The organism is Aeromicrobium sp. PE09-221 (assembly GCF_002174305.1).
Classification (GTDB): Bacteria; Actinomycetota; Actinomycetes; order Propionibacteriales; family Nocardioidaceae; genus Aeromicrobium.
Genome location: NZ_MIJB01000032.1, coordinates 108,278 through 127,042, shown reverse-complemented (window position 1 = coordinate 127,042; position 18,765 = coordinate 108,278). Strand labels below are relative to the sequence as shown.

General features: G+C 67.5%; 15 protein-coding genes and 1 pseudogene. 10 read left to right on the top strand and 6 right to left on the bottom strand.

Features of this window, described 5'->3' with window-relative positions:
• From BHE97_RS17465 to BHE97_RS17455, 3 genes are read right to left on the bottom strand one after another with little or no spacing between them, the layout of a single operon-like run.
• The gene (locus BHE97_RS17465) at positions 1-1,140 is read right to left on the bottom strand and encodes a diguanylate cyclase (protein ID WP_087625312.1); all 1,140 of its coding nucleotides are present in this window, start codon (positions 1,138-1,140) and stop codon (positions 1-3) included.
• Positions 1,137-2,807, bottom strand: a complete 1,671-nt coding sequence (locus BHE97_RS17460) for an ATP-binding protein (protein ID WP_087625311.1) — start codon at positions 2,805-2,807, stop codon at positions 1,137-1,139. Before BHE97_RS17460 ends, BHE97_RS17465 begins: the two co-directional genes overlap by 4 nt.
• A complete protein-coding gene (locus BHE97_RS17455; RefSeq protein WP_087625310.1) occupies positions 2,804-4,465 on the bottom strand; it encodes a HAMP domain-containing sensor histidine kinase in 1,662 nt (553 codons plus the stop codon). The genes BHE97_RS17460 and BHE97_RS17455 overlap by 4 nt, the downstream gene beginning before the upstream one ends.
• Before the next feature lie 263 nt (positions 4,466-4,728).
• Between BHE97_RS17455 and BHE97_RS17450 the strand changes: the two genes are divergently transcribed.
• The 3 genes from BHE97_RS17450 (at position 4,729) to mfd (ending at position 9,530) form a co-directional block, all read left to right on the top strand.
• A complete protein-coding gene (locus BHE97_RS17450; RefSeq protein WP_087625309.1) occupies positions 4,729-5,394 on the top strand; it encodes a 50S ribosomal protein L25/general stress protein Ctc in 666 nt (221 codons plus the stop codon).
• Positions 5,391-5,957 carry an aminoacyl-tRNA hydrolase gene (pth, locus tag BHE97_RS17445; protein ID WP_087625308.1) on the top strand — a complete coding sequence of 189 codons (567 nt, stop codon included), beginning with the start codon at positions 5,391-5,393 and terminating at the stop codon, positions 5,955-5,957. Before BHE97_RS17450 ends, pth begins: the two co-directional genes overlap by 4 nt.
• 81 nt (positions 5,958-6,038) lie before the next feature.
• Positions 6,039-9,530, top strand: a complete 3,492-nt coding sequence (gene mfd / locus BHE97_RS17440; protein ID WP_087625307.1) for a transcription-repair coupling factor — start codon at positions 6,039-6,041, stop codon at positions 9,528-9,530.
• A 210-nt stretch (positions 9,531-9,740) separates the two neighbouring features.
• Here mfd and BHE97_RS17435 read toward each other — a convergent pair whose 3' ends face one another.
• The gene (locus BHE97_RS17435) at positions 9,741-10,103 is read right to left on the bottom strand and encodes a GNAT family protein (RefSeq protein WP_087625306.1); all 363 of its coding nucleotides are present in this window, start codon (positions 10,101-10,103) and stop codon (positions 9,741-9,743) included.
• 219 nt (positions 10,104-10,322) lie between these two features.
• Between BHE97_RS17435 and BHE97_RS17430 the strand changes: the two genes are divergently transcribed.
• The 6 genes and pseudogenes from BHE97_RS17430 (at position 10,323) to BHE97_RS17405 (ending at position 14,486) form a co-directional block, all read left to right on the top strand.
• Positions 10,323-10,955, top strand: coding sequence for a SurA N-terminal domain-containing protein (locus tag BHE97_RS17430; protein ID WP_087625305.1), 633 nt, complete (start codon positions 10,323-10,325; stop codon positions 10,953-10,955).
• Positions 10,952-11,527 carry a MazG family protein gene (locus BHE97_RS17425; protein WP_087625304.1) on the top strand — a complete coding sequence of 192 codons (576 nt, stop codon included), beginning with the start codon at positions 10,952-10,954 and terminating at the stop codon, positions 11,525-11,527. The genes BHE97_RS17430 and BHE97_RS17425 overlap by 4 nt, the downstream gene beginning before the upstream one ends.
• A 78-nt stretch (positions 11,528-11,605) precedes the next feature.
• Positions 11,606-12,883 carry a phosphopyruvate hydratase gene (gene eno / locus BHE97_RS17420; protein ID WP_087625303.1) on the top strand — a complete coding sequence of 426 codons (1,278 nt, stop codon included), beginning with the start codon at positions 11,606-11,608 and terminating at the stop codon, positions 12,881-12,883.
• A 173-nt stretch (positions 12,884-13,056) separates the two neighbouring features.
• The gene (locus BHE97_RS17415; RefSeq protein WP_236757765.1) at positions 13,057-13,458 is read left to right on the top strand and encodes a septum formation initiator family protein; all 402 of its coding nucleotides are present in this window, start codon (positions 13,057-13,059) and stop codon (positions 13,456-13,458) included.
• Positions 13,455-13,938, top strand: a pseudogene (locus BHE97_RS17410) (DUF501 domain-containing protein); the annotation flags it as partial. The gene BHE97_RS17415 and the pseudogene BHE97_RS17410, both read left to right, overlap by 4 nt.
• Before the next feature lie 104 nt (positions 13,939-14,042).
• Positions 14,043-14,486, top strand: coding sequence for a hypothetical protein (locus BHE97_RS17405; protein ID WP_087625301.1), 444 nt, complete (start codon positions 14,043-14,045; stop codon positions 14,484-14,486).
• A 13-nt stretch (positions 14,487-14,499) separates the two neighbouring features.
• Here BHE97_RS17405 and BHE97_RS17400 read toward each other — a convergent pair whose 3' ends face one another.
• Positions 14,500-16,449 (bottom strand): M13-type metalloendopeptidase, encoded by a 1,950-nt coding sequence (locus tag BHE97_RS17400; RefSeq protein WP_087625300.1) that lies wholly within the window; start codon positions 16,447-16,449, stop codon positions 14,500-14,502.
• An 84-nt stretch (positions 16,450-16,533) separates the two neighbouring features.
• On the opposite strand from BHE97_RS17400, the gene BHE97_RS17395 reads away from it, so the two are divergent.
• Entirely contained in the window at positions 16,534-17,358 is an 825-nt protein-coding gene (locus tag BHE97_RS17395) for a siderophore-interacting protein (RefSeq protein ID WP_236757764.1), read from the top strand.
• Positions 17,359-17,630: 272 nt separating this feature from the next.
• On the opposite strand, the gene BHE97_RS17390 is transcribed toward BHE97_RS17395, so the two are convergent.
• On the bottom strand, positions 17,631-18,569 hold the full coding sequence (locus tag BHE97_RS17390; RefSeq protein WP_201791509.1) for a glycosyltransferase: 939 nt from the start codon (positions 18,567-18,569) through the stop codon (positions 17,631-17,633).
• Positions 18,570-18,765 lie beyond the last annotated feature (196 nt).

Below are 18,765 nucleotides of genomic sequence, written 5' to 3'. Positions count from 1 at the left end.
TCAGGATTTGCCTAATCTCTGCTCAAGGAGAGTGGACTTCAGCTCGGCGGCGGTGGCGGCCATCGAGGTGATCGCCTGTTCGAGCAGTGCTCCGTACTCCGGGGTCACCGAGAAGGTGTCGGCGACCCCGTAGACGGCGCCGATGCGCACGCCCATGACAGTCGCGGTACGGGAGGTGAGCAGGGAGTCCTCGATCTCGCTGACGATCGCGTGGGCGCTCTGCGGTGAGGTCGCCGGAGCGAGCACGGCGAAGTTGCCGGCGCTCAGGTGCCCGATGGGAGCCCATGGCGGGACGTGGGCGCGGACGGTCTCGGCGAGCTTGCGGACGGCATCGTCGCCGAGCGACCGTCCGAAGGCGGAGTTGAGTGCGCGGAGGTCCTCGATGCTGACCAGCAGGAAACAGGCATGGCCCCCGACGAGGGTCAGGCGGTTCAAGCGTCCCTGGGCCGCGAAGCGGAAGGACTGAGGCGACAGCACGTCCAGATCCGCGAGCGGGTTCTCGGACTCGGAGATCGTGAAGCCCTCGGCCGTGCCGTGTTGGCGCAGCAGCTGGATGAGCACGATCGCCGCCACTGTCTGCACCACGGTGAAGCCGACGAGGGCCGACTCGATGCGTGCCGTGCCCTGCCAGGCGGTGATCGTCCACCAGAGGGCCGACGGGACACACGAGGCGAGGTAGCCCTGGAGGATGCGCGTCACCGGATGCTGCGCCCATGAGCCGATCTGCAGCTCATAGATCATCAAGATCGCCGCCGTGATCGTGACGAGAGCACCGGCGGTGACGGCGAGGGCACCGCCCACGTGACCTTCGAGGACGGTGGCAGCGACCACCAGCAGTGCCGCCCCCGCGCCCATCTCGAGTCGGGGAGAGCGGTCGTGGAAGAGCCGGATACCGGACCACAGCAGCGTCATGGCGGCGGCTGCTCCGCCGATCGCCGCCGCTTCGGCGAACCTGCTGGGCAGGTCCTCGCTGGTCCACGAGACGTAGACGACCATGCTCGCGCTGAACACGAACTGGGCGACGGCCAGGATCCGGGCCGCGCGCGTGGCGTGCAGGAGGACCACCGAGAGGATGAAGACGACGGTGACGGTGGCACCCACGATGAGTGCTCCCACGGCGACGGCATGGTACTGGGTCATGTGTGTCTCCCATCGGGGGCGCCCGCGGGGAGGACGATCGATACGGTCGTCCCCTCGCCGGGCATGCTGCTCAAGGTCATCATGCCGGTATGGGACTCGATGATCTGGCGGCTGATGTCCAGCCCGAGTCCCGACCCGCCCACGGCGGAATCGCGTGCCGCCGCGGACCGGTAGCCGCGGTCGAAGACCCGTTCGGCGTCGTGGGTGCTCATACCGCGTCCGGTGTCGCGGATCGTCAGTGCGTAGTGACCGGTCTCGGTGACGTCCGCGTCGACGAAGATCCGCCCGCCTTCCACGTTGTACTTGACGGCATTGGTCAGCACATTGTCGATGACCTGACGGATGCGCAGCGGGTCGGCGTCCAGGACGATATCGGGTAGCGGGCCAACGACGATGGCGATGGCTCGCGCGATGGCCTGGGGACGGACGGCGGTGACCGCGTCCTCAACGATGGCCGAGGGACGGCATGGCTCCATCGTCAGCGCCATCCCGGACTTGCCCGAGGGGGAGCGGGCGGCGAGGAAGTCATTCGAGAGGGTCAGGAGGCGCTCGGTGTTCTTGAGGGCGACCTCGACCATCTCGCGTGGGACGGCGGGAACATCGGGCTCGTCGAGGGCGAGCTCGAGGTATCCCAGGATGGAGGTCAGCGGTGTGCGGAACTCGTGGCTGACCGAGGTGATGAGCTCGTCGCGGTCGGCTTGGGCGCGCAGCTGGCTGGTGACATCGCGGGCGAGCACGATGACGTTCTCGGTCGAGCCGTCGTCACCGCGGAGGAACTGGCTTGTCCACTCGATCGCCATCGGCTGCGCACCGCCGACCCAGCTGGTCTCGCCGTCGACCTGCTCGCCCTGCAAGGCGCGACCGATGGGACTGTCCGGTGCGAAGATCGGGGAGCCGTAGTCGATCTCGTAGTCCGAGAGAGCAGCCTCGAAGCGTGTCCCTCCTAAGTGACGGAGCAGCAGCCAGGCGCTGCGATTGGCTGTGCGAAGTCCTCCGTCGGCGTCGAAGGAGAACACCGCGAGGTCCAGGGTGTCGAGCACCGATGAGGTGAAGCGCTCCTGCAGGCTTGCGCGTTCGAGTGCGCGGGAGAAGGCATCGGACTGGCGGTGCAACAGCCCACGGCGGGCGGAGGCGACGCGATTGGTCTGGTAGGCCGCCACAGCGCTGAGCACGATCAGCGAGGTCACCGCTGCGGTGGCCGGGATGCCACCGATCAGCTGAGTCTCGGCCACCTGCGCCTGTGCCCACCAGGCAGTCCAGAGGGCGACGATGGACGCGGCGACCATGAGGGTCGCCACCAGGCCGCCGAAGGCGATGGCGACCCACACCACGGGGAGGACCACCAGCATGGAGAAGCCCGCACCGGGGGTCGGGATGTAGAGCAGCAGCACGCCCGGCACGTCAATGATCGCGATCAGCAGGGCCCACGGGCTGTTGGTCTCCTGCCAGGGGAAGAGTCCCGCCACCGTCGTCGCGCCGATGATGATCAGCACGCCAATCAGCAATGTCGTGGATTGGGTGAAATCCGGTCGGACCGCGATCGTGGCGAAGAACGGCAATGCGACAGTGAGGACGAAGAGGAACTGCCAGTGCACGATGGCCCGCGGGGAGATGACGACCCGGCGGAAGTCCCGGTCGAGACGGGCTCGCAACTGATCGGGGATCATGAGGAGCCCCGCGCCGCGGCGCCGACCTGTGTCAAGGGGATCTCGACGGTTGCGGTGGTCCCCGCACCGGCGGTGCTCTCGAGCCGGATCGTGCCCCCGTGGGCCCGGGCGATGGACAGCGCGGTGGCGAGCCCGAGTCCGAAGCCGGGCAGTGCGCGGCGGATCGCGGTCGGTGCGCGATAGAACCGCTCGAACGCGTGCCGTGTCTCCTCGCGGGTCATGCCGAGGCCGTGGTCGACGATCGTGACCCGTGCGCAATGCTCATGGGTGTCGACCGATACGTCGACGCGGCCCCCCGAGGCGCTGAACTTGACGGCATTGGACAGGACGGCATCGATCATGCGCTCGGCGAGTTCGCGGTCGAGGGGAACCTGCAGGTGACGCGGGCCGTCTGGACCCTCGAGGGCGATGTCGCGCGTGGCGGCGCTCTCGCGCCAGTGGTTCAATCGCCGGCGCACGAGCTCGACGAGATCGATGAAGGCGAAGGAGGGCGAGGCTCCGGCCACCTCGAAGGGTTCGAGCAGCTCGCTCAGCTTGGCCGATAGGCTCGTGACCCCCTGCTGGGCGCGCTGCAAGAACTCCCGACCGGTCTCGTCCAGGTCATCGGCCTCCAGCAGATCCAGATAGCCGACGATCGATGTCAGCGGTGTGCGCAGCTCGTGGGCGACGGTGGCGCTGAAGGACTCCGCAGCGCGCAGCGCCTCCACCAGATTGGTGATGTCGTGGGCGACGATCACGGCTCCGACCTGCTCGCCCGTCTCGGTGACGGCCGGGAGCGAGGACACCGAGATCGCGTGCTGCGCCCCCGGTTCGCCCACCCATTGCAAGGCCCCTGTCGTGTAGTCGCCGTGGAGCGCCCGGGGCAGCAGCTGCTCCTCCGGGGGGATGGGCGTGACACGGTCGGGTCCGTAGACCTCGTGGCCCGCCCAGGTGGGGTCCTGTGGGGAGACGCCCATCCGGCGTCCGAGTTCCTGCGCCCGCTGATTGGCGAAGGTCGACGACCGGTCTTGCGCCGCGAAGAAGACGGCTGCGTCGACGCCATGGGCGATCGCCCGCATCACCGCGGCATTGCGTTCGGCGCTCGCGAGCGCGTCCTGTTGCGAGCGCCAGGCCTCCTCGGCGATGGCCCGTGATCGGCGCAGCGCATGGGCATTGGCCTGGGTGAGGAGGGCGAGTGAGGTGACCACGAAGTAGAAGACGCTGATCGCCACGATCACGCGTGGACGGTTCGGCATCGGCTCCGCGATCAGCCAGAAGGCGACACAACCGATGCCGAGCGCGACGATGATCGCGATCGTGTGGGGCCAGTCGAGCTGGAAGGCGATCCACAGCACGGGGATCAGTGCGAGCAGCGGGATGGCATTGTTGGTCTGATAGAGCGTGCCGGCGAGCAGGATCGTGATGGCCAGCTGCGCGAGAGCCACCCAGAAGCTGTGACGTCGCGGCAGCCGTTCCCAGGGGAGCGCGAAGGCGGCGATGTTCAAGACGACGAGGGCGGCCCCGGCGGAGGTCAGCACGACCGTGTGCGGTCTGGGCCCGGGGTATGCCAGCGTCATGGCGATGACGACGACGGCGGCGATCGTGAACACGCCCACGAGCACGCGGATGAACCCCGCGTGGGGGGTGCGCCAGGACGGTGCGGTGTTCACAGTGGCCATCGTTGTCTCCCGCCGCGTTTCGAAAACGCGGTTCCTCGGCTCTGATTGTGGCAGAGCGAGCAGCTCGGCGGGGAGGTCATCGGCGTCGCGGCGTGGACCGATTTCACCGGCCTCCGTCCGTGCGGTAGACTCGCGGGGTTGCCTCGGCGAGGGCTACCTCGTAGCCGTGATCGACGTGGCGCTCCCTGAGCGCTGTGCCGACCATGCGCCGGGCGGCCGCCGAGACCTGAAGTGAACGACGTCTGCTGAGGAGCATCACCCCCGTGGCCGAGATCAAGATCGCCGCCGAAACCCGCACCGAGTTCGGCAAGGGCGCCGCCCGCCGCATCCGCCGTAGCGACAAGGTGCCCGCAGTCCTCTACGGTCACGGCACCGATCCGGTGCACGTGACCCTGCCGGGACATGACCTCATGCTGGCCCTGAAGAAGCCGAACCCGCTGCTCTCGATCGAGCTGGGCTCCGAGTCCCATCTCGTGATCCCCAAGCAGGTGCAGCGCGACCCGCTGAAGGGCTTCATCGAGCACGCCGACCTGCTGATCGTCAAGCGTGGTGAGAAGGTCGTCGTCGAGGTACCCGTCAATGTCGTCGGCGAGCCGGGCCCCGATGCCATGGTCGTCACCGAGAACGCGTCGGTGTCGGTCGAGGCCGAGGCCACCCACCTGCCGTCCGAGCTCGAGGCATCGATCGAGGGACTGGAGGCCGGTTCGCAGATCACGGCTGCCGACCTGACCCTGCCCGCGGGTGTCGAGCTGTCGAGCGATCCGGAGCTGCTCATCGTCAACGTGACGCATGCACCGACCGCGGCGGAGGTCGAGGCCGAGCTGGAAGAGGCCGAGGCCGAAGCCGGTATCGAGCACGATGAGCCCGAGCCCGAGGTCGGTGCGATCACCGACGAGGAGGCCCAGGCTCCCGCCGCAGACGAGGAATGACCTGGCTGATCGTGGGCCTCGGCAACCCGGGGCCCACGTACGCCACCACCCGGCACAACATCGGGTACTTCGTCGCCGACGCGCTCGCCGAGCGCGTCGGCGGTCGTTTCTCCGCCCACAAGGGCCGTCGAGCCGATGTGCTCGAAGGACGCTTGCAGGGTGAGCGGGTGGTGCTGGGCCGGGCTCGCTCATATATGAACGAGAGCGGCGGACCGGTGGCGTCGCTCATGACGTATTACGACATCGAGCCCGATCATCTCGTGGTCATTCACGATGAGCTCGACATCGGCTTCGGAGCGCTGCGCGTGAAGTTCGGCGGCGGCGACAACGGCCACAACGGGCTCAAGTCGATCCGTCAGTCCATCGGCACCGGCGACTACTACCGTGTGCGCGTGGGCATCGGCCGGCCGCCGGGACGCCAGCCCGTGCACGACTTCGTGCTCAAGCCGTTCTCGGCGACCGAGCGCAAGGATGTCGGCGTCAACGTCGAGGAGGCGGCCGATGCCATCGAGTCGCTCATCACTCGCGGCCTGGTCGCGACCCAGAGTGACTTCAACCGCTGACCCCACGCACCGTTTGAAGGACAGACCCCGGCCGGGGCGGTCGCCCGAGCGTCGCGAGGCGGGCTGAGTAATCTGGACATGATGACCTCCCCCTCCTCCCAGGCTCCCCTGGCCGCTGCGATGGCCCGCGAACCGGCGATCGCCGCGGCCGTCGCCGAACGCGATGCCGGCTCGCCGGACTTCCAGATCACCGGTACCGAAGCTCTCTATCCCTTCGTGAGCACGGCTCTCGTGCGCGATGCCGCCACCGTCCTCGTCGTCACCGCGACCGCCCGGACCGCCGAGGATCTCGTCGATCATCTGCGTTGCCTGGTCGACGATCCCGATCACGTCGCCTACTTCCCCGCCTGGGAGACGCTGCCGCACGAACGGCTCTCTCCACGATCGGACACCGTCGGGCGGCGTCTGGCGGTCCTGCGTCACCTGGTGCACGGTGATGTGGATCGTCCGCGTGTGGTCGTGGCGCCGGTGCGATCGGTGCTCCAACCCCAGGTCAAGGGTCTCGCCGATCTCGAGCCTGTCGAGCTACGCGCGGGTCAGGAGATCGAGCTCGATGTCGTGGTGGCACGCCTGGCCGCGGCCGCGTACACGCGCGTCGACCTCGTCGAGCGGCGCGGAGAGTTCGCCGTCCGCGGCGGTATCGTCGATGTCTTCCCGCCGACGGAGGAGCATCCGCTGCGCGTGGAGTTCTGGGGTGACACTGTCGATGAGATCCGCCACTTCGCGGTCGCGGACCAGCGCACGGTCGAAGCGGTGGATCGGCTTTGGGCGCCGCCGTGTCGTGAGCTGCTGCTGACCGATGAGGTGCGTGAGCGCGCGGCACGACTGGCGGTCGAGCAGCCCGGTCTGGCCGAGCTGTTCACCAAGCTCGCCGAGGGCCACGCCGTCGAGGGCATGGAGTCGCTCGCCCCGGTACTGGTCGGCGAGATGGAGCTCGTCGTCGACCTGCTGCCCGCGTCGTCGACCGTTCTCGTGTGCGATCCCGAACGAGTACGGGCTCGTGCGCATGATCTGGTGGCGACCAGTGAGGAGTTCCTCGCGGCGTCATGGGCCGCGGCGGCGACCGGCGCCGATACGCCGATCGATCTCGGGTCGGCCGCGTTCAAGGAGCTCGACGATGTGCGCGACCACGCGGTCCGCGCCGGACATGCCTGGGGAGCGATCGGTCCCTTCGGTATCGGAGACGACGCATCGGCCGCCGTCGACCCGGCGCCCCTGTATCGAGGCGATATGGACGCGGCGGTGGGCGACATCCGCCGGTGGCTCGTCGAGGGGCACGAGGTCCTCGTCACCGTCCCGGGACCGGGGCAGGTGACGCGGTCGCTCGAGTGGCTCGCCGAACACGACATCGCGGCCCGGGCCGTCGAGCAGCTCGAGCCATCGGAGGACGGACCCCGGACGGTACAGGTCGCCGTCGCGGAGCTCAGCGAGGGCTTCGTGGCGGAGAAGCTCGGTCTGGTGCTGCTTACCTATGACGATCTCGTCGGGCAGAAGGTCGCCGATCGCGCCGAGCGCAAGATGCCGGTGCGTCGCCGCAAGCAGATCGACCCGCTGGAGCTGACGCCCGGCGACCCGGTGGTCCACGAGCAGCACGGTGTCGGCCGGTACGTCGAGCTGATCCATCGGGTCGTGCAGGGCGCGGCGCGGGAGTATCTGGTGATCGAGTACGCGCCGGGCAAAAGGGGCCAACCGGCGGACCGGCTCTTCGTGCCGATGGATCAGCTGGACCTGGTCAGCCGCTATGTGGGCGGTGAGGCCCCGACCCTCGACCGGCTTGGCGGCAGCGACTGGACACAGCGCAAGAACAAGGCGCGCAAGGCGGTCCGTCAGATCGCCGGGGAGCTCATCAAGCTGTATGCGGCGCGGCAGTCCACGCAGGGGCACGCCTTCGGTCCGGACACGCCGTGGCAGCGAGAGCTCGAGGACGCGTTCCCGTATATGGAGACGCCCGATCAGCTCTCGACGATCGACGATGTCAAGCGCGACATGCAGCGCGTGGTGCCGATGGACCGGCTGGTGTGCGGTGATGTCGGCTACGGCAAGACCGAGATTGCGGTGCGAGCGGCGTTCAAGGCGATCCAGGACGGCAAGCAGGTCGTGCTGCTGGTGCCGACGACCTTGCTCGTGCAGCAGCACTACGCGACCTTCGCCGAGCGATTCGGTCAGTTCCCGGTGACGATCAAGCCGCTGTCGCGTTTCCAGACCGAGAAGGAGTCGCAAGCGGCGTTGGAGGGTCTTGCCGATGGGACGGTGGATCTGGTCATCGGCACCCATCGGCTGTTGCAGCCGGGCATCCGGATCAAGGACCTCGGCCTGATCATCGTCGACGAGGAGCAACGCTTCGGGGTCGAGCACAAGGAGGCGCTGAAGCACCTGCGTGCTTCGGTGGACGTGCTCAGCATGTCCGCGACGCCGATCCCGCGGACTCTGGAGATGGCGATCACGGGTATCCGGGAGATGAGCACGATCGCGACCCCGCCGGAGGAGCGTCACCCGGTGCTGAGCTTCGTCGGTGCCTATGAGGATCGCCAGGTGGTCGCCGCTATCCGGCGTGAGCTGCTGCGTGAGGGGCAGGTCTTCTACATCCATAACCGGGTCAAGAGCATCGACAAGGTGGCGCAGCATCTACGCGATCTGGTGCCGGAGGCTCGCGTGGCGACGGCTCACGGGCAGATGAGCGAGCAGCAGCTCGAGGGCGTGATGGTCGACTTCTGGGAGAAGAAGTTCGATGTCCTGGTCTGCACGACGATCGTGGAGTCGGGTCTGGACGTGTCCAATGCGAACACGATGATCATCGAACGCGCGGATATGTTCGGTCTGTCGCAGCTCCACCAATTGCGCGGTCGCGTAGGTCGTGGCCGTGAGCGGGCCTACGCCTACTTCCTGTACCCGCCTGAGAAGCCACTCACGGAGACCGCACACGACCGGCTCTCGACCATCGCCCAGCATTCCGAGCTCGGCGGTGGCATGGCGGTGGCGATGAAGGATCTGGAGATCCGCGGCGCGGGCAATCTGCTGGGGGGGGAGCAATCGGGTCATATCGCCGATGTCGGCTTCGATCTGTACATCCGGCTCGTCGGTGAGGCGGTGGCGGAGTTCCGAGGCGAGGAGGAGCCCGAGCGCGAGGTCAAGATCGAGCTGCCGATCGAGGCCCATCTGCCGCACGGGTATGTCCCGAGCGAGCGGCTGCGACTGGAGATGTACAAGCGTCTCGCCGGAGTCCGATCCGATGAGGATGTCGAGGAGTTGCGCGCGGAGCTGGTGGATCGCTACGGCACCCCGCCCGATCCGGTCGAGGTGCTGCTGGACGTCGCCCGGTTGCGGGTCAAGGTCCGTGAGGCTGGGCTCAACGAGATCACCTCGGCGGGGTCGAATATCCGCTTCACCCCGGTCAAGCTGCCGGAGTCGGCGCAGCTGCGGCTTGCGCGGGTGTATCCCAAGAGCGTTTACAAGCAGGCTGCGGGTGTGGCGCTCCTGCCGCATCCGAAGACTGCTCCGGTCGGTGGCAAGCCTCTGCGCGACCGCGAGCTGATCGCCTGGGTCGAGACCGCTCTCGACACCATCACCGGCTAGCCGTGCCGGGTCGCCACCGGTGGTCGCGTTGGGTCTGGCCGGTCCACGCAGGATGTGACTCCGTGGTCGCTATGACGACCCTGAAGGCACATCCTCTGTCCCGCGGAGACGAAAGATGTGTCTTCAGGGTTGCTATGACAGCCAGGGAGTCACATCCTGCGTCCCGCAGGGACGTGACGGTGAGAGTAGGCGGGTCTGGTGGAACCGGATCTACCCGGTGGCCCCGTCGTGTTTCGCTCCCAGCTTCGCGATCGATGCTCGAGACTGGCGGTTGTGCCAGTGGGTGCGGAACTCCACGGCGATGCAGTCCAGACCGGTGAATGCCCGCTCCAGCAGCAGGAGCTTCGCAGTGGGGTTGATCGCGGTGCCTTGTGCACTGCGGCCGAGCCAGGTCGATCCGATCTCCAGGCGGCGGTTCGCGGGGTCGAGTTTGAGGTAGGTCGTCATGCCGACGGCTCTGCCGTTCCCCGGGTCGATGACGGCCCAGGCGGCGATCTCACCCTCGGCTTGGCGTTCGCGTCGGCGCTCGATCTCGTTCGCCATGTCCTGAGGCGAGGGGATGTCGGTCGTCATGGTGCGCGGTGGCCAAGGGCTCCAGCACGACGAAATCGTTCGCCAGCGTGGGAGTCTGCGAGTGCAACACAAGGCAACAGTAGTCCGGGTGCAGGTGGGCGGTAGCGCACCGCCGACGACCGAGGTGCGTGACAACTCACCGCCGGCGGCCGCAGGCGCGCACGACGTGATCCAGGTCATGGGTAGGCTGGGTTCGTCCTGTGGGTATGAGGAGGTTCCATGACCGTCCGGTGTCGTCTGGCTCTGTTGGTCGTCGCAGGTCTCGTCCTGACCGGATGCGGCTCGGTGCACAGCGGAAGCGCCGCGGTGGTCGGTGATGGGCGGATCTCGATGAGCGAGGCCGACGAGGTCACCGAGGGCTACTGCACCCTTGCAGCGCAGAATGCCGCCGCGCAGGGCGCGAGCTCGATCCCGGGGGCGGAGGTGCGACGCCAGGCGCTCTCGTTGCTGATCCTCGAGTCCGTCGCCGAGCAGGTGGCCGAGCGTGAGGATATCTCGATCACCGTCGCGGGACTCGATCGCTCCGATCTGGCGCAGGCGCGGCAGGTCTTCGGCGACCAGACCGATCTCGTCGTCTCGACGATCAAGCGCAATGAGCGCGCGCTGGCCGTGGCCACGGAGCTGGCCCGCAGGCAGCTCGGTGACGAAGCCGATGACCTGAGCGAGCAGGAGCTCGGACAGATCGGGCAGGAGATCTTGCGGGCGGAGGCCGACTCCATGGCGCTGTCGATCGATCCGAGATTCGGCATGGCCGGTATCGGCGAGGTCGTGGCGCCGTCAGGCTCGTTGTCGGTAGCCGGTCCGGTGCTGGACGGCCAGGAGCTTCCCGATGCCTTGAACTGCTCGGCATGACCGATCCGCTGCGTGACCTCATCGAGGTCATGGCGCGGCTGCGTGCCGAATGCCCGTGGACACAGGAACAGACCCATTCCTCCCTGCGCGGCTACCTGATCGAGGAGGCCTATGAGACCCTCGAAGCCCTCGACGCCGGCGACAGCGAGCACCTGCGCGAGGAACTGGGCGACCTGCTGATGCAGGTGGTCTTCCACGCCGAGATCGCCGACTCCGATGGCGAGGGCTGGGGTATCGACGAGGTCGCCGAGGGGATCCGCGACAAGCTGATCTATCGCAATCCGCACGTCTTCGGTGAGGCGACGGTGACATCCGCGGCGGAGGTGGACGCCAATTGGCAGCGGTTGAAGGCCGAGCGTCAGCAGCGCAGCAGCCCGACCGAGGGCATCCCCGAGGCCCTGCCCGCGCTGCTCTACGCCGAAAAGGTGCTCGCTCGCACCGGGATCGACCTCGATGCGAGCGATGAGCTGGGCGACCGGCTGCTCGCGCTGGTGGCCGAGGCGCGGGCCGAGGGGATCGACGCGGATCTGGCGCTGAAACAGGCGGCCCGGCGGTACGCCGAACGCGCCTGAGAGGCGGGCGCTCGCGGGGTGACCGACGCGCTAGGCTGAGAGCAGTCGGACCCCACCCTCACACCCCAGGAGACGGCCTTGGCCACCATCGACGCCATCGGCGCACGTGAAATCCTCGACTCGCGAGGCAACCCGACCGTCGAGGTCGAGGTCGCGCTCGACGACGGCACGATCGGCCGTGCCGCGGTTCCCTCGGGGGCCTCGACGGGTCAGTTCGAGGCCGTGGAGCTGCGTGACGGCGGCGACCGATACGGCGGCAAGGGCGTGCTCAAGGCGGTCGAGGCCGTGAACGGCCCGATCGCCGATGCCCTCCAGGACTTCGACGCCGACGACCAGCGGGCGATCGACTCGGTCATGATCGAGCTCGACGGCACCCCCAACAAGGCCAGCTTCGGCGCCAATGCGATCCTCGGCGTCTCGCTCGCCATCGCCAAGGCCGCCGCGGAGTCGGCGGTGCTCCCGCTCTTCCGGTACGTCGGCGGCCCCAACGCCCACGTTCTGCCGGTGCCGATGATGAACATCCTCAACGGCGGTGCGCACGCGGACTCCAATGTGGACGTTCAGGAGTTCATGATCGCCCCCATCGGCGCTCCGACCTTCGCTGAAGCGCTGCGCCAGGGCACCGAGGTCTACCACGCGCTGAAGGCCGTCCTCCACGAGGAGGGGCTGTCGACCGGTCTCGGCGACGAGGGCGGCTTCGCGCCCAATCTGTCGTCGAACCGCGCCGCACTGGACTACATCGCCAAGGCGGTCGAGAAGGCCGGCCTCACCGTCGGCACCGATATCGCCTTCGCGCTGGACGTTGCCGCGAGCGAGTTCTTCGCCGACGGCTCGTACACCTTCGAGGGCGAGGCCAAGACCGCCGAGCAGATGACCGCCTACTATGCCGATCTCGTGGCCTCGTATCCGATCGTCTCGATCGAGGACCCGCTCGACGAGGAGGACTGGACCGGCTGGACCACCATCACCTCCGAGCTCGGCGACAAGGTCCAGCTGGTCGGCGATGATCTCTTCGTCACCAATGTCGAGCGTCTCTCGCGCGGCATCGCGGAGGGTGCCGCCAACTCGCTGCTCGTCAAGGTCAACCAGATCGGTTCGCTGAGCGAGACCCTCGACGCCGTCGATCTGGCTCACCGATCGGGCTTCACCTGCATGATGAGCCATCGTTCGGGTGAGACCGAGGACACCACGATCGCCGATCTCGCGGTCGCGACCAACTGCGGCCAGATCAAGACCGGCGCCCCCGCCCGCTCGGACCGCGTCGCCAAGTACAACCAGCTGCTGCGGATCGAGGAGCTCCTCGGCCCCGCTGCCGTGTACGCCGGTGCTTCGGCGTTCCCGCGCTTGACGCGCTGAGGCCGATGGCCGCGTCCCGACGACCCCCAGCCCGCGGACCGGCTTCCGGTTCGCGCCGGAGGACGCCCTCCGCGGGTGCGACGCGGAGCACCACGAGTGCTCCGCGTCGTCCCGGGGAGGCCGCGCGTCCTACCCCGCAGCAGGCGTCTGGGACGCGTTTCACCGCCCGCGCGGTGATCCTGCTCGCGGTGGTGGTGCTGCTGGTCGCCTCGTACACCACGACGGTGCACGCCTGGTGGCAGCAACGCAGCGATATCGAGGCGTTGAAGGCCGCCAACCGGCAGGCCGAGCAGGATATCGACGACCTCCACGACGAGATCGACCGCTGGGACGATCCGGCGTTCATCAAGCAGCAGGCACGGGACCGCTTCGGGTGGGTGATGCCGGGTGAGGTCGGTTACCGGGTCGTCGGCATCGACGGCCAACTGCAGGGCGAGGTGGGTCGTCTGGGGGAGCCTCCCACGGCGGCTGCCGAGCCCTGGTACGGCAAACTATGGGGGAGCGTCGAACAGGCCGGTAATCCGCCGGACCCGGAGGAAGAGGCGCGTTCCGACGACGTACTGGAGAATCCGTGACCCTGAGCGATGACGACCTGACGACGATCGCCGAGCAGCTGGGGCGGCCGCCGCGGGCCATCGTCGAGGTGTCCTCGCGCTGCCCCTCCGGGCATCCCAATGTGGTCAAAACCGAGCCGCGCCTTCCCGATGGCACGCCGTTCCCCACGCTCTACTATCTGACCTGCCCGCGACTGGCCGGAGCGATCGGCACATTGGAAGCATCCGGTCTGATGGCGGAGATGTCGCAGCGCCTCACCGAGGACGCCGACCTCGCCGCGGCCTATCGGTCGGCCCATGAGTCATACCTGGCCGAGCGCGAGGCGCTGGGTCACGTCGAGGAGATCGACGGGATCACCGCTGGCGGCATGCCGAACCGGGTCAAATGCCTGCACGTGCTGGTGGGGCATTCGCTCGCCAAGGGCCCGGGAGTGAATCCGCTCGGGGACGAGGCGGTCGCCCTGCTGGGCGACTGGTGGACCAACTCCGCCTGCGCCTGAGGCAGCTAGACCACGGTCGGGTCCACAGGCGGAGCGCACCCGGTTCGCTGTCCACAGATCGGTGCCACCGCCGTTGCGATGCTGCCGTGACGGTCACCTTCCGTCATGGGACTCCGTTACTACGCCTACCAAGTAGAGCCACACTTCATCGGTCTCGCGCGGCACGACCCGAGCTTCTTTGTGTCGGCCGAATCGCCGGCCGGCGGTGACGGCCGGTCCGGTGGTGCGATCGTCGACCTGGACAAGCGCCGGCGCCAACTGCACCGATTGACCACGGACGGTGCCGAGCCGCGTCCTTCCTCTCGGCTGTTCGAGGGGGACGTACGGCATTGCGGTGACGATGCGTCGCGGGTGCCCTGTATCCGGGTGCTGGAGCCGGACGAGGTGTCGAGGATCGCCGCCGATCTGGTGTTGCTGGGGGAGCGGGACGTGCGGTCGATGTTCCGCAGCGAGGAGGTCGCCAGCGTGGCAGAGTTCCTCATCCGGGTCCAGCACTTCGCCGTCGATGCCGCTCGCGCGGGCAACGGCATCATCTACCTGATCGGCTGAATCTCGAGGGGATTCACCAGATGGTGACGCGGTCGGCGGGGTCGAGCCAGAGTGCGTCGTCCTCGGTGACTCCGAACGCCTCGTAGAAGGCGTCGATATTGCGCACGACTTGATTGCAGCGGAACTCCGGCGGAGAGTGCGGGTCGACGGTGAGGCGTCGGACGGTCTCGGCCGGGCGCACCTTGCTCTGCCAAGCCTGTGCCCAGGACAGGAAGAACCGCTGCACATCGGTGAGGCCGTCGATCGGCTCCGGCACGGTGTCTCCGCGCGCGATCAGGTACGCCCGGTAGGCGATACCCAGTCCACCGAGATCGCCGATGTTCTCACCGATCGTCAGCGCCCCGTTCACGGTTCGGCCGTCCGCATTCTCGGGTGAGAGTTCATCGTACTGGGCGATCAATGAGCCGGTGAGCTGCTCGAAGGCGGCCCGGTCCTCATCGGTCCACCAGTTGCGCAACGCGCCCGTGCCATCGTACTGCGAGCCCTGGTCGTCGAAGCCGTGGCCGATCTCGTGGCCGATCACCGCGCCGATGGCACCGTAGTTGACGGCATCATCGGCATCGGGGGAGAAGAACGGCCACTGCAGGATCGCGGCGGGGAAGACGATCTCGTTCATGGTCGGGTTGTAGTAGGCGTTGACCGTCTGCGGGGTCATGTACCACTCGTCGCGGTCGATGGGCTGCCCGATCTTCTCCAGCTCGCGATCCATCGCGAAGGAGAGCGCGCGGCGGGCATTGCCCAGCAGGTCGCCCGGGTCGGCCGTGAGCGAGGAGTAGTCGCGGAAGGTCTCCGGGTGGCCGATCTTCGGCGTGAAGGCGTCGAGCTTCTCGTGGGCACGCTTCTTCGTCTCGTCGCTCATCCAGGTCAGCTCACTGATGGACCGGCGGTAGGCCTCGATGAGGTTTCCGATCAGCTCGGTCATGCGCTCCTTGGAGGAGGGCGGGAACTCGCTGCGGACGTAGATCTTGCCGATGGCCTCGCCCATCGCGCCCTCGACGAAGCTCACACCGCGCTTCCAGCGGGGGCGCAGCTCATCGGTGCCCTGCAGGGTCTTGCCGTAGAAGGTGAAGTTCTCGTCGACGAAGTCGCCGGAGAGATAGGGAGCGGCTGCATGGACGACTTGCCAGCGCAGCCAGTCGCCCCAGGACGGCAGGAGGTCCTCGATGAGCAGGTCGGCGAGACCCTCGAGATAGGACGGCTGCGAGACGATGACCTCTGCGAGGACAGCCGGGTCGATCTGGGCGGCATCGAGCCAGGCCGCCCAGTCGAAACCGGGCAGTGAAGCGAGCAGCTGATCCATGCTGCGCGGGTTGTAGGTCTTCTGGGCATCGCGGACCGCGACGCGATCCCAGTGCAGTGCGGCGATACGCGTCTCGAGGTCCATGATGCGAGCCGCGCGGGACGATGCGTCGTCGAGACCGGTCAGGCCCAGCATGCGCTCGATATGTGCCGCGTAGGCCTCGCGCACCGGCGCGAACTGCTCCTCGCGGTAGTAGGACTCGTCGGGCAGGCCGAGGCCACTCTGCACGATATGGGTGATGTAGCGGTCGGGATTGCCGCGATCCGGAGCGATGTACATGCCGATGATGCTCGCGATGCCTGAGCGCTCGAGCGCTCCCATGGCGATGACCAGATCGTCCACCGAGGCGATGCCGTCGATCCGTTCGAGATCGGCCGCGAGCGGTGAGGCACCGAGCGCCTCGACGCGCTCGGTGTCCATGAAGCTGGCATAGAAGGCGCCGATCATGCGCTCCTCGTCGGACTCCGCAGACGTGGCGCACCGTTCGATGATGGCGCGGACGATCTGCTCGGCGTCGTCGACGAGGGTGACGAAGGCGCCGGCGGTGGCGCGGTCCGGAGCGATCGGCGCATCACGCAGCCAGGGGCCGTTGACGTGGCGGAAGAGATCGTCCTGTGGGCGGATCTGCGGGTCGAAGGAGGCCGGGTCGAGTCCATGCGTCACGTCGTCAGGCTAACAGCGGTGGACACGGATCGAACCGTTCGGACGGTCTCCGTCCGTCAGGGAAGCAAGGGTAGGCTTACCGACGTGTCGAAGAATATCGCGGTCGAGCTCGTCGTACAGCGCACCGAGGAGATCGCTCCTCGCCTGCGAAGGGTGATCCTCGGGGGTCCCGGTTTCGAGGACTTCGCGGAGCGCGATATCGAGGCCACGGACAAATACGTCAAGCTCGCCTTCCTGCGTGAGGGATTCGACTATCCCGCCCCGCTCGACCTCGCCCTGGTCCGCGAGACGATGCCGGCCGAGGCACAGCCGATCCTGCGCACCTACACCATCCGGTGGGTCGACCTCGAGGCGCGTGAGCTCGCGATCGACTTCGTGGTCCACGGTGATGAGGGGCTTGCCGGTCCCTGGGCGGCCCAGGCCAGGCCGGGGGACAGGATCCATGCGCGTGGCCCCGGCGGCGCGTACGCGCCCAAACCCGAGGCCGATCACCATCTCTTCGTCGGTGATGAGTCCGCCCTGCCCGCGATCGCGGCGGCGCTGGAGCGGTTGCCCTCCGGCGTATCGGCGACGGCCTTCCTCGAGGTCGACGGTCCGACCGACCAGCTGGGCTTCTCGACGGCCGCCGATCTCGACGTGCGGTGGCTGCATCGCGCGCCGTCGCATCCGGGCACGACCGATCTGCTCGACAGCGCGGTGCGCGGATGGACCTGGCCCCAGGGTCGCGTCCAGGCCTTCGTGCACGGTGAATCGGCGCTGCTGAAGACCGTGCGCCCCTATCTGCTGGACGGTCGCGTCGACCGTGCCGACCTGTCGGTGTCGGCCTACTGGCGTCACGGCGTGACCGAGGAGGGCTTCCGCGAGTGGAAGTCCACCCAGGCCGAAGCCGTCATGCGGCCCAGCGTCTGAGTTCTCGCTCGGCACCGTGGGATCGGTGATCGAGGAGGAAGCCCTCTCAGGGCAACCGTATCGAGATCATGTCGTGTGGCGTCAGCGCTCGACCGCTGCGAGGTGGGCGAGTGTCTGAGAGCCCGGTGCCTGCTCCGCGGCCATCTTGCCGGTATCGTCGGGCGGCCGGTGAGGAAGAGATGACTCGATGCAGAAGGCGATCGTGGTGGGGCGCGGGGATCATCGGCCTGGCGTCCGCCGCGGTTCACGTCCTGACGCCAGAGTCCGGTGCGCTACGCGCGATCCTGGACGCGACCCGGTTGGGGGTTGAATCGGATGCCGGTCACCAGCGCCTTCCACATCTGACGTTGGATGTGGCGGGGCAGCTTCGCCTCACGCATCTGCAGCACGACCCGGCGGACGTAGGTCAGGTATGACCACTTTCCCTCGTAATGCCAGCGGTACGAGGCCTGATTGCGGGCGCCGTAACGAAACTTCCAGAGATCACCTTCTGTGATGCGGCCGTAGTTGACACCACGGTTCACGCCCATGTCGTGAACGACCTGGCTGTCCAGCACCTGAACACCGGGACGGGCCGCCCGCGTGAGGCGCTTGGTGAACTCCTTGTCGTCGAACCAGATGAAGTACTCGGCGAGCGGAAGTCCGTGCTCTTCGACTGTCCAGCGAGGAAGGAGCACCGAGACGAAGGTGCATTCGCTCACTTTGACGGAGTTGAAGCCGTGCACCAGGTAGCGGGGCCAATCCCACATGGTCACGGCCTCGTTCATCTCGCACAGGCTTCCGTCCGGAGCCTTGACCACTGAACAGGAGAAGCTCAGCGGTCGCTTGAGGTAGGCCTCGAGATCGGTGTGCTCCTCGAGGAGTCGCGAGAGGGAGGCCGGCTCGGGGTAGCAGTCGTCATCCATGACCCAGAACCAGTCATGACCGAGTTCCCAGGCATGCCGCAGGCCAGCGGCGAACCCCCCTGCGCCACCGACGTTCTCCGGCAGATGCAGCACGGTGATGTCGTCATCGTCCGCCATCGAGTCGAGGAGGGCGTCAGTGCCGTCGGTCGAAGCGTTGTTGACCAGGATGATGTTGTCCGGCCGGCGATCACATCCCCGCAGCGAGGCGATGGTGCGCTGGAGCTTCTCTATCCGGTTGTAGGTGACGACGACTGCGGCAACCGTGCCGTGATCTGGGGCGACGCGGGCTGAGACGTGCTGGTTCACGTGGTCAAGACTCCTTGGGAGTGGAAAGTCGATGTTCGACGATGTCGGTGAGTTCGGCCACACGGAGGGCATCACGGCGCGACTCATCGATCTCCTCGCGGAGTTCCCGGACCTGTTCGGTCAGCGTCTCGACGCGGGCTTCTAGGAGCGCGACCCGGTGGATACGCGACTTCACACTTGTCGGCGACGCCAACTG

What these genes read in the sequence shown, in the direction of transcription:
- BHE97_RS17465 (WP_087625312.1), bottom strand. Translation starts at nt 1,140, where the DNA reads ATGACCCAGTACCATGCCGTCGCCGTGGGAGCACTCATCGTGGGTGCC.
- BHE97_RS17460 (WP_087625311.1), bottom strand. Translation starts at nt 2,807, where the DNA reads ATGATCCCCGATCAGTTGCGAGCCCGTCTCGACCGGGACTTCCGCCGG.
- BHE97_RS17455 (WP_087625310.1), bottom strand. Translation starts at nt 4,465, where the DNA reads ATGGCCACTGTGAACACCGCACCGTCCTGGCGCACCCCCCACGCGGGG.
- pth (WP_087625308.1), top strand. Translation starts at nt 5,391, where the DNA reads ATGACCTGGCTGATCGTGGGCCTCGGCAACCCGGGGCCCACGTACGCC.
- mfd (WP_087625307.1), top strand. Translation starts at nt 6,039, where the DNA reads ATGACCTCCCCCTCCTCCCAGGCTCCCCTGGCCGCTGCGATGGCCCGC.
- BHE97_RS17435 (WP_087625306.1), bottom strand. Translation starts at nt 10,103, where the DNA reads ATGACGACCGACATCCCCTCGCCTCAGGACATGGCGAACGAGATCGAG.
- BHE97_RS17430 (WP_087625305.1), top strand. Translation starts at nt 10,323, where the DNA reads ATGACCGTCCGGTGTCGTCTGGCTCTGTTGGTCGTCGCAGGTCTCGTC.
- BHE97_RS17425 (WP_087625304.1), top strand. Translation starts at nt 10,952, where the DNA reads ATGACCGATCCGCTGCGTGACCTCATCGAGGTCATGGCGCGGCTGCGT.
- BHE97_RS17405 (WP_087625301.1), top strand. Translation starts at nt 14,043, where the DNA reads ATGGGACTCCGTTACTACGCCTACCAAGTAGAGCCACACTTCATCGGT.